The sequence below is a fragment of the Micromonospora sp. NPDC049580 genome, assembly GCF_040675595.1.
In the GTDB taxonomy this organism is placed as follows: domain Bacteria; phylum Actinomycetota; class Actinomycetes; order Mycobacteriales; family Micromonosporaceae; genus Micromonospora.
The window spans coordinates 1-9,863 of sequence record NZ_JBFAPG010000217.1; the positions used below are offsets into that span (position 1 = coordinate 1).

The 9,863-nt window shown below is 67.7% G+C and carries 8 protein-coding genes; 5 read left to right on the plus strand and 3 right to left on the minus strand.

Annotation, left to right across the window (positions count from 1 at the left end; translation table 11 throughout):
* The first annotated feature begins 87 nt into the window (after positions 1-87).
* From AB0J68_RS18320 to AB0J68_RS18340, 5 genes are all read left to right on the plus strand, one after another.
* Positions 88-1,428: a PHB depolymerase family esterase gene (locus tag AB0J68_RS18320; RefSeq protein ID WP_363939529.1), complete on the plus strand. Its 1,341-nt coding sequence runs from the start codon at positions 88-90 to the stop codon at positions 1,426-1,428.
* A gap of 281 nt (positions 1,429-1,709) precedes the next feature.
* On the plus strand, positions 1,710-3,848 hold the full coding sequence (locus AB0J68_RS18325; protein ID WP_355066350.1) for a hypothetical protein: 2,139 nt from the start codon (positions 1,710-1,712) through the stop codon (positions 3,846-3,848).
* A gap of 4 nt (positions 3,849-3,852) precedes the next feature.
* Positions 3,853-4,536, plus strand: a complete 684-nt coding sequence (locus AB0J68_RS18330) for an HAD hydrolase-like protein (protein WP_355066352.1) — start codon at positions 3,853-3,855, stop codon at positions 4,534-4,536.
* 220 nt (positions 4,537-4,756) lie between these two features.
* On the plus strand, positions 4,757-6,199 hold the full coding sequence (locus tag AB0J68_RS18335) for a B12-binding domain-containing radical SAM protein (RefSeq protein WP_363939531.1): 1,443 nt from the start codon (positions 4,757-4,759) through the stop codon (positions 6,197-6,199).
* An 89-nt stretch (positions 6,200-6,288) separates the two neighbouring features.
* Complete coding sequence (locus AB0J68_RS18340) at positions 6,289-6,996, plus strand: ElyC/SanA/YdcF family protein (protein ID WP_354855700.1); 708 nt, start codon at positions 6,289-6,291, stop codon at positions 6,994-6,996.
* Between the two features lie 53 nt (positions 6,997-7,049).
* Here the strand turns inward: AB0J68_RS18340 and AB0J68_RS18345 are convergent, their stop codons facing one another.
* From AB0J68_RS18345 to AB0J68_RS18355, 3 genes are all read right to left on the minus strand, one after another.
* A complete protein-coding gene (locus tag AB0J68_RS18345; RefSeq protein ID WP_355138590.1) occupies positions 7,050-8,066 on the minus strand; it encodes a LacI family DNA-binding transcriptional regulator in 1,017 nt (338 codons plus the stop codon).
* Positions 8,067-8,120: 54 nt separating this feature from the next.
* Positions 8,121-8,960 (minus strand): carbohydrate ABC transporter permease, encoded by an 840-nt coding sequence (locus AB0J68_RS18350; protein WP_354855702.1) that lies wholly within the window; start codon positions 8,958-8,960, stop codon positions 8,121-8,123.
* A partial coding sequence (locus AB0J68_RS18355) for a sugar ABC transporter permease (protein WP_363939534.1) occupies positions 8,957-9,863 on the minus strand: 907 nt, incomplete at its 5' end. The genes AB0J68_RS18355 and AB0J68_RS18350, both read right to left, overlap by 4 nt.

Below are 9,863 nucleotides of genomic sequence, written 5' to 3' on the forward strand. Positions count from 1 at the left end.
CGTGGTTCGTCGTGCCGATGACCGGTCCGGGCCTTCTCCCCGCACACCCCCACCGCCACCGCTGCACCCACTGTGGAGGAACCGCCGATGAGAACAAGGCTCGCGCTGCTGGCCGCCGGGTTGGCGACGGCTCTGGCGACGATGACGGCAGTGGTCACGCTCGCCACCCCGGCGTCGGCCGCGACGCTCACCCAGGTGAGCAACTTCGGCACCAACCCGACGAACCTGCAGATGCACCTGTACGTGCCGGACCGGGTCGCGGCCCGCCCGGCGCTGCTCCTCGCGCTGCACTACTGCACGGGCAGCGGCCCGGCCGTGCACACCGGTTTCGGCCTCAGCTCCCTGGCCGACCGCTACGGCTTCATCGTGATCTACCCGTCGGTCACCCGCAGCAGCAAATGCTGGGACGTCTCCTCCCCGCAGGCCCTGCGCCGCGACGGCGGCAGCGATCCCGTCGGCCTGAAGTCCATGCTGGACTACGTCCGCAGCCGCTACCCGGTCGACCCGACCCGGATCGCCGTGGGCGGTTTCTCCTCCGGCGCCATGATGACCAACGTCATGCTCGGCCTCTACCCGGACGTGTTCAGCGCCGGCTTCAGCTCCTCCGGAGTCCCGTTCGGCTGCTTCGCCACCACCAACGGCGCCGAGTGGAACAGCGAATGCTCCGGCGGACGCATCACCAAAACCCCGCAGCAGTGGGGCGACCTCGTGCGCAACGCCTACCCCGGCTACACCGGCGCCCGCCCGCGCGTCCAGATCTGGCACGGCACCACGGACACCACGCTGAGCTACGTCAACTTCGGCGAGCAGATCAAACAGTGGACCAACGTGCTGGGCGTCTCGCAGACCCCCAGCTACACCGACTACCCCCAGACGAGCGCCACCCGCACCCGCTACGGAGGCACCGGCCCCACCGCCCCGGTCGAGGCGATCAGCTTCCAGGGCTACGGCCACTCGATCCCGTTCGACGCCGCCCAGGCCATCCGCTTCCTCGGCTTCGACACCACCAACCCCAACCCCACCACCCCGCCGCCGGGCGGCACGGCGGCGCCGCTGCGCAACGTCAACGCCGGCCGGTGCCTGGACGTCCCGTCCCGGTCGCAGACGAACGGCACCCAGGTGGCGTTGTGGGACTGCAACGGCGGCACCAACCAGCAGTGGACGTCGACGACCGGCAGGCAACTCCAGGTGTACGGCACCAAGTGCCTGGACGCCGAGGGCGCCGGGACGTCCTCCGGCACCCGGGTGATCATCTGGGACTGCAACGGCGGTGCCAACCAGCAGTGGAACCTCGGAACCGACGGCACGGTCACCGGAGTCCAGTCGGGCCTGTGCCTCACCCCGAACTCCGCCGGCACCGCCAACGGCAGCCCGGTGGTCCTCTCGACCTGCAACGGCGGGACCAGCCAGAGGTGGACCAGAAGCTGATGCGGTAGCCCGATCGATCGGTGCTACCGGCGACGATGCGGCCCGGCCCGGGAGTCTTCCGGAGCCGGGCCGCGATTCCGCTCCAGACGGCCAGCCAGTGGGGCTCGGCCCCGTCGTGGCTCTCCACGGATCGCTGGGCAGCCAGCTTGGAAGACGGGCGTTAGCCTGGAGTCAGGCCATGGTCACGGTCCGTCAACAAGCGGGAAACGGTTGGCGGCCGCGCCGAACATCCGACCACCACCGACTGGTGATGAGGGATGCGCATGATGAGGACGCCGCGGATGGTGGTGGCAATCGCGGTCACCGGCGTCCTCTCAGCCGCGACAGTGCTCACCGGGCTGATCACCAACGAGGCGTCGGCCCAGCAGCGGTGGCCCGGCTGGCTGGAGTTGGTCCGCACCCACCCGTGGCACTCACTCGGCGTACTGGCACTGCTCTTGGTCGGGCTAACCGTCGTCCTGACGGTGTTGCCGGACGGCGGAACGAAAACCCCGAGTCACCCGGACCTGGCGGACGCCGAGACCGCGCCACCGGCACCGCCGCCGTCCACAGTTGTCGAGTCCGCTGAACAGGAAGCGCCGGTAGACGACCGACGCGAGGAACAACGGATCCGACTGAGACGCCTCTCTACGGGACTGGTCAGCCGTCTCGGTCGGAGACGGACCGCATACCCCCTTGATCTGAGCCTCGCCGAGCTGCATCGGTTGGACCTGTTCGTGCCCGGCCGAATGACCCGGTATCACGAGCGAGGCCCAGAAGTGGGCGAGCATGCCGTGGCGGCACTGATGGCCCCTCTCCACCAGGGCGAGTCGGTGCTTCTGCTCGGCGAGCCCGGGTCCGGAAAGAGCCTCTCGCTCTACGGCGCGGCGCTCGAACTACAACAAGCCGGCCTGATACCCATTCCGCTGCGCGCGCTTGACGCTGTGGAGGTCCTCGACCGTTTGCAGCAGGCAGGACTCGACCCGACGGCAGCGACGGACGCGGTGGTGCTTGTCGATGGCCTGGACGAGGCGAGTGAATTGGCCGGCGACGGGCCGCTCACCGTCGCACTGCTGCAACTGCTCCAACACGCCCCGGCGCTTGTCACCTCCCGCACCAGGGAATACGAGGAATGGATCGCCTTCGAGACCACCGCGATCAGCTTCGACGAGGTGTTCGTGCTCAAGGGCTGGTCGGCGGAGACCGAGTTCGCGGACTATCTGATCCGACTGCAACGGCAGGGGCTGATCGCCGATCCCGATCTCTACCGGACCGTGGTCGACTCGGAGCGGTTGACGAGACTCGTAGAGCGTCCGCTCTACGCCCGGATGCTCACCTTCATCGGCCATGACGCCGCAACGCGGATCAGCAGTGCAAGTAATCTCTATGGCGAGTATCTCAACCGGCTGAGCCGTACAACCGACTTCGCGGTGCGCAGCACCCACCCCGCGTGGGCCGGCCAGTCGCTGTCGGTCTGGCAGACGGCGGCCTGGCTCGTGCACGCACGCGAACTGCCGGCGGACGCCATACCGATGGCCGACCTGCACGCCGCTCTCGCAACCAGCCGCGGACGCGGGGCCGAAATCAGAGCACTCGACCAGGTGATCGACCGGCGCACTCTCCACGGCACCGAAGTCGGCGAGTTCCTGCACTACTCGTTCTACGAATACCTGCTGGCCCGACACATTCGCGACCGGCTGCTCGCCGTGCTCTCCCCCGAGCAGGCTGTGACGTTGCTGCGTCGCGACCTGACGAGAGAGGTCCGCCACCACTTGATCGGTCAGCTGCAGGAGCTGGCCGACCACCGGCTCGGCGAACGGCTTTCCCAGCTGTACCGGCATCTGCGTGATGAACCAGGTCTCGACACGGGTGACCGGCTGACGGTCTGCAACCTGCTGGTCTACTTGATCTCGCGGACCAGTCCGGCGGCTCCTGAGCAGCTGACCGCACTGCTGCAGCGAGAGCGAGACGAGTTCCTGTTGAGCTCGATTCTGTGGGCGTTGTGCCACCACGAGTCGGACTCGGCGCTGTCACGGTTCTTCTACCTGCTGCAGTACGACTCGGCGTTCCGGGCCTGCAGCCGCGGCTACGTCCTCTACTACTACGGCGACGTGAGGGCAGGCCGCCCACCCTTCCTGGATCTGCCGCCCTACCCGCCGCACGAACGCACGACGACCCGAGTGTTGGCGATGTTCGAGAGCACCACCTTCCAGGCAATCCCCCCGCAACGCCGCTACGTCGACCTGTACACCTTCATGGACATCTATCTGGTGCGGCATGAGAGTATCGGTGGCCGTTCCCTGTCGACGCTCCGCGCGGCCACCACTGCGTTGTCCGGCCAAGGGCTGACGTCGGCGATGGAAGAGAAGCTGTCCGAGATGTTGCAGGCGATCTCCCGTCGGCCCATTGCGGACGGAAGCTCGACGTCGTTTGCGGGATGAGCAGATGACACTACGCGACCACGGGAAGGGCGAACTCGTGAAACTCTTTGTCTGGGATCTGCACGGCGTACTGGAGCAGGGCAACGATCGAGCCGTGATCGACATCTCCAACGAGGTGCTCGCCACCTTCGGATACGAGCAAAGATTCGGGTACGAGGACGGCCGCCGCCTGTACGGCCACAAGTGGTACGAATACTTTGACTTCCTCCTGCCCAACGAGACGCACCACCGGCACCTGGAGCTGCAGGACGCGTGCTTCACCCTCTCCGAGGAGCGGCCTGACCTGCAGTATCACTGGATGAAACCGACTCCACATGTCACCGACGTACTGGACGCCATAGCCATCCAGCACCAGCAGATCGTCATCTCCAACACCCGCCCCGGCACCCTCGACATGTTCCTCAAACTGCTGGAACTCGCGGACTATTTCCTGCCGGGGCGGGCGTTCGCTGTGGACCAGCATGTCCTGGACGTGAAGACCACCAAGAGGGATGTTCTCGCCGGGTACCTCGTCGGCCAACAGGCCTTCGAGGAGATCGTGATCATCGGAGACTCGGCGAGCGACATGCGATTGGCAGAGGTGGCCGGGGGGACGACCTACCTCTTCGCCCATCCCGACTTTGCATTTCGCAACTGCAGCGCGGACTTCCGAATCAGGGACCTTCGCGAGGTTCTCCATCGCATATAGACCACCTCCAATCGCACTGCCTAAACTGTGAGCAATCAATGCCTCACGGAGTGCGAGGTCGCCAATGGCATCACCTCGAGTTGTCCGGTCGTCTTCATCCCACACGCCACCACCGTTCTGCGACGCGTTGATCGTCGTACCGCCACCGTCTCCATCGGACACCAACCCTCCGCTGGGCCCGGCGATCCTCGCGACCGTCGCCGCACGTCACGGCTTTAACGTGGAAGTGCTGGACCTCAACATTCTCTTACTCAACCGGTTCGGCAATCAGGCTGGCACCCTCCGCAGCACACTGGGCGACCACGGCAAGGACCGGTCGAGCGTGGCGGCCGCCGCGCGATGGCTCTTCGCCCACACGGGTCTGCGTGGTACGCCTCCGCTGCATCTGCCCGACACCGCCGATCCAGTGGCGGGGATGCACTACCCAACCGATGCGATCACGGCCGCCGTGACGGCCGCCGCCGCCGAGCCGGAGCCATGGCGGACGTGGCTCGAACAGCAGCTCCAAGCTTCGTGCGACACCCCGCCCGCGGTGGTGGGCGTGTCCCTGATGGGGCCGTCCCAGGTCTTCGTCGGTCTGCTCGTACTGCGGGTGGTCAAGGAGATCTGGCCCGGCACGACGACCATGCTCGGTGGCAGTCACGTAACCCTGTTGGGAGATCGGATTCACCGTGACAACGGCATCCGGGACATGGTCGACCTTGTGCTGGCTGGTCACTGCGAAGACGAGTTTGTGGCGACTCTGGTCCGACTCAGCCCTCGCGGCATCCGGCGACCGCTGCTACCAGCGCAAACTCCAGCAGACGTTCCGTTCGAGTATCTACCCACGTTCCACGCCCGCCAGCTCGCTCTCTACGACCGCCGTTCGCTGACGCTGCCGGTCCAGTTCTCACGAGGGTGTTCCTACGGGCGATGCACCTTCTGCACCTACCCGGTCGTCGAACGGCAGGTCACCGCCCTCGCCCCAGATGCTGCGGCGCGGACGATCAGCGCGCTCGTCCGGGCCCACGACGTCCGCCGCTTCTCCTTGAAGGACTCTCTGTTCACAGCGCCGATGCTGCGCACCCTGGCCGAGGCGTTGCGCCACGATCCGGTGACTGGACTGCGATGGAGCGCAACGACGAAGGCCAGTCGAGCGCTGCTTCCGCTGGCCTCATTCCTGGCCGACTCCGGACTCGCCACGCTGGAGATCGGCGTGGAGACGATCAGCCCGGCTGGTCAGCGGCTGTTCGACAAGCGAGCCGATCCCGCGATGCTTGAGGAACTGATCCTGGCGCTGGCGGAGGCGGGTATCACCGTCGTGACGAACTTGATCTTTGGCTTTCCAGGAGAGCAGGAGCAGGAGGCGCAGGCACAACTGGCGTGGTTGCTCCGCCTACAGGCGGCGGCGCCCGCTGACCGGGTCGACTGCTCGTTGAACATGCTGGAGATGGTCCGCGGCGCGCCGATGGTCTCTCACCCCCCGCCAGGAGTCGAACTGCGCGGGGTCGCTCCCTGGGCGTTCAGCTATGACTGGAATGCGCCTACGTGGCGCCGTGACTTCGTCGCCACTCTGGAGCGGGTGGAACGCGCACGCGGCACGACGTCACCGATGGTCGGCACGGCAACGCACGCTCGCGAGCAGGTTGCAAGCTCAGCTGCGGCACATCGGATGCTCGCGTAGTCGGAGCAGCACGTCGAGGAGCACGACCTCGGCTGAAGGTGACCGCCCCGACCCGACCGCCATGAGCGAAGCCCGAATACTCTCGCGGCATGCGGGGACGACTCGGAGCGGCCAGGCGGTGGTGCACGGAGCATCGACGGTTCGTCCGTCGTACCTCCTTCGTTCTGGTGGTGGGTGCGGTGGTCCTGGCCGGCGGCACCGTGGCCAGTGTGTCGTGGGTCCGCGGGGAGTCGGAGGGCCACCTCTACAGCGAGGCCGATGTGCCGGCCGCGCCGGTCGCCCTGGTGCTCGGCACCAAGGTGGACGCCGACGGGACGCCGTCGCCGGTCCTCGCGGCCCGGTTGGAGATCGCCCGGCGGTTGCTCGACGCCGGCCTGGTGAGCGCGATCCTGGTGTCCGGCGACAACATGAACGCCGACTACAACGAGCCGGAAGCGATGCTGCGCTGGTTGGTCGACCGGGGTGTGCCGGCACGCAAGGTCGTGCTGGACTACGCCGGCTTCGACACGTACGACTCCTGCGCGCGGGCCCGGCAGATCTTCGGCGTGCAACGGGCGACGGTCGTGACCCAGTCGTTCCATCTGCCCCGGGCCGTGGCGTTGTGTCGGCGCCTCGGCATCGACGCTCAGGGGGTGGGCGACGACAGCGCGAAGCGGTATTCCCGGACGTGGCGGTTCGGTTCCCTGCGCGAGAACGGCGCCTGCCTGAAGGCCGCGGTGGACGTGTTGTCCGGCCGGGAGCCCGCTCACCTCGGTCGCCGCGAGACCGGTGTCGACGACGCCCTGCGCGACGCCTGAGCGCAGGAGGCGTACCGAAAAAGAACCGCGACGGTCGCGCGGGCCCGGCAAGGTCAGCGGGGCGGTCTGGCGCTGTCGCGCACGACGAGTTCGGTGGCGAGTTCGATGCGCGGGCTCTCGGTCTTCTCGCCTCCGGCAAGGCGCAGCACGGTCCGGGCGGCCAGCATGCCCATCTCGGCCAGTGGCTGGCGGACCGTGGTCAGCGGTGGGGAGCACCAGCGGACCTCCGGCAGGTCGTCGAAGCCGACCACGCTGATGTCGTCGGGCACCCGCAGGCCGCTTTTGCGGACGGCCTCGTAGACGCCGAGCGCCATCTGGTCGCTGGAGGCGAAGATGGCGGTGGGTGGGTCGGGCAGGGCCAGTAGTTGCGTACCCGAGGTGAAGCCGGCCTCGTGGTAGAAGTTGCCGGGCCGGATGAGTGCGTCGTCGACGGCGATGCCGGCGGCGCCGAGCGCCGCGCGGTACCCGTCCATCCGGGCCCGGCTGCACATGAGGTGTGGTGGTCCGGCGATGAAGCCGATGCGGCGGTGGCCGAGGCCGAGCAGGTACTGGTTGGCGCTCAGGCTGCCCGCCCAGTTGGTGGCGCCGATGGTGGGCGACTCCTGCGGGTCGACACCGGCGGGGTCGATGATGACCACTGGCAGGTGCAGCCGGCGCAGCTCCGCCTGCAACGGTGGGTTCACCATCGAGGTCACGAAGATGACGCCCTCGGTGGATCGGGTACGCATGTTGTCCAGCCACTGCTTGGCCGAGGAGATGCGCCAGTGGATGGCGGAGACGACGGTGCCGACGCCACTGGCACGGGCGACGTCCTCCACCCCACGGATGATCTCCACGGCCCACGGGCTGTCCAGGTCGTTGAAGACCAGGTCGATCAGTGCGGCCTCGGTCCGCCGGGCCTGGGTGCGACGGCGGTAACCGTGGTGGTTGAGCAGCCGCTCGACGCGCTCCCGGGTCTCGGGAGCGACGTCGGAGCGACCGTTGATGACCCGGGAGACCGTGGGCACGGACACACCGGCCAGTCGCGCGATCATCGCGATGGTGACGTTTCGGCCGTTGTCGGAGCCCACGGTCCGCTCCTTTGTTCTGCGGGACGCTTCAGCTGGGTTGGCGATCCGGTGTCGTCACCCCTTGACGCTGCCGGTCAGGCCGCCGATGAGTTGGCGTTCGGCCACGGCGTAGAAGCCCAGGGCCGGAATCATGGACAGGACGACGTAGGCGAGCACCCGGGCGGTGTCGTCGGCGTACTGGCCCTGGAACGCCTGGACCCCGACGGGGAGCGTCCACCAACTCTGGTCGCTGAAGACGACCAGCGGGAGCATGAAGTTGTTCCAGCTCGTCACGACCGCCAGCACCGAGACGGTGGCCAGGGCGGGACGGGCCATCGGCAGCAGGACCCGCCAGAAGAACCCGAAGGAGCCGCAGCCGTCGAGGACGGCGGCCTCCTCCACCTCGGCGGGAATGGTCCGGAAGAACTGGCGCAGGATGATGATGGTGATCGGCAGCCCGAACGCGGCTTGGGGCAGGATGACACCGAGGGGGTTGTCCAGCAGGCCCAGGCCGCGGAGCAGGACGAACAGCGGCAGGATCGCCACCGCGAACGGGAACATCAGGCCGATCGCGAACAGGGTGACCAGGAACTCGCGGCCCCGGAAGGCGTAGCGGGCGAAGACGAACGCCGCCATCGCCGCCGCGCCGACCACGATGACGGTGCTGCTGACGGCGATGAGCAGGCTGTTGCCGAGCTGTCGCCAGAACACGCCGGAGGCGAAGAGGTCGGTGTAGTTCTGCGGCACCCACGGGTCGGGCAGGCCCAGTGGGTTCGTCGACAGCTGACCGTTGTCCTTGAAGCCGCCGATCACACCGAACCAGACCGGCACGACGATGAGCGCGCCGACGCCGATGCAGATGAGGTGCAGGACGAGGCTGCGGGTCCGCTGGGCGCGACTGGTCGTGGCGGTCATCGCTGGCCTCCCTGGTTGGTGATCGCGCCCGCGGTGTCCCGACGCAGGACGATGCGCTGGTAGAACAGGGCGAAGACGAGGCTCAGCAGGAACATGACGATGCTGATCGCGCTGGCGTAGCCGACCTCGAAGCGGCGGAAGCCGTACTGGTACATCGTGACGGCCATGGTCTCCGAGGTGTGGATCGGGCCGCCGCCGGTCAGCACCCAGACCATGTCGAACAGTTGGATGGTGCCGATGACCGACAGGAAGATGCTGATGCGGATCGTCGGGCCGAGCAGGGGCAGGGTGACGTGCCGGAACGCCTGCCAGGCGGTGGCGCCGTCGGTGACCGCGGCCTCGGACAGCTCCTTCGGGATGCCCTGACGGGCGGCCAGGAAGAGCATCATGTAGAGGCCGAAGTACTTCCAGGACACCACCAGGAAGACGGCGAACAGCACGGTGTCCGGGTCGGCGAAGACGGCGCCCGCGTCGGCGCCCAACCAGCGCGAGACCGACTCCCCCAGGCCCCGGTTCGGCGAGAACACCAGGGTGAACAGGACGGCCGTGGTGACCTCGGAGAGCACGTACGGGGCGAAGAAGATCAGCCGGTACGCGGCCCGGCCGCGCAGCGGCTGGTTGAGGAGCATGGCCAGGGCCAGCGCCGCGGGCAGTTGCACGGCGAGGGAGAGCAGCACGAGCACGAGGCCACGCCACAGGTCGCCCCGGAAGGTCGGATCGCCGAAGGCTCGGGTGTAGTTGTCCAGCCCGACGAAGTTCTCCGGCAGCCCGAAGCCGTTCCACTTGTAGAGGCTGGCGTAGCCGGCCACCAGGATGGGCGCGATCACCAGCAGCAGGAACAGCGCCAGGGCGGGCGCCAGGAAGACGGCGAGGACGCCACCCAGCCCCGGCCGGGGCGGGGTG

Coding starts and splice junctions, on each gene's coding strand:
- AB0J68_RS18320 (WP_363939529.1), top strand. CDS start 88: ATGAGAACAAGGCTCGCGCTGCTGGCCGCCGGGTTGGCGACGGCTCTG.
- AB0J68_RS18325 (WP_355066350.1), top strand. CDS start 1,710: ATGGTGGTGGCAATCGCGGTCACCGGCGTCCTCTCAGCCGCGACAGTG.
- AB0J68_RS18330 (WP_355066352.1), top strand. CDS start 3,853: ATGACACTACGCGACCACGGGAAGGGCGAACTCGTGAAACTCTTTGTC.
- AB0J68_RS18340 (WP_354855700.1), top strand. CDS start 6,289: ATGCGGGGACGACTCGGAGCGGCCAGGCGGTGGTGCACGGAGCATCGA.
- AB0J68_RS18350 (WP_354855702.1), bottom strand. CDS start 8,960: ATGACCGCCACGACCAGTCGCGCCCAGCGGACCCGCAGCCTCGTCCTG.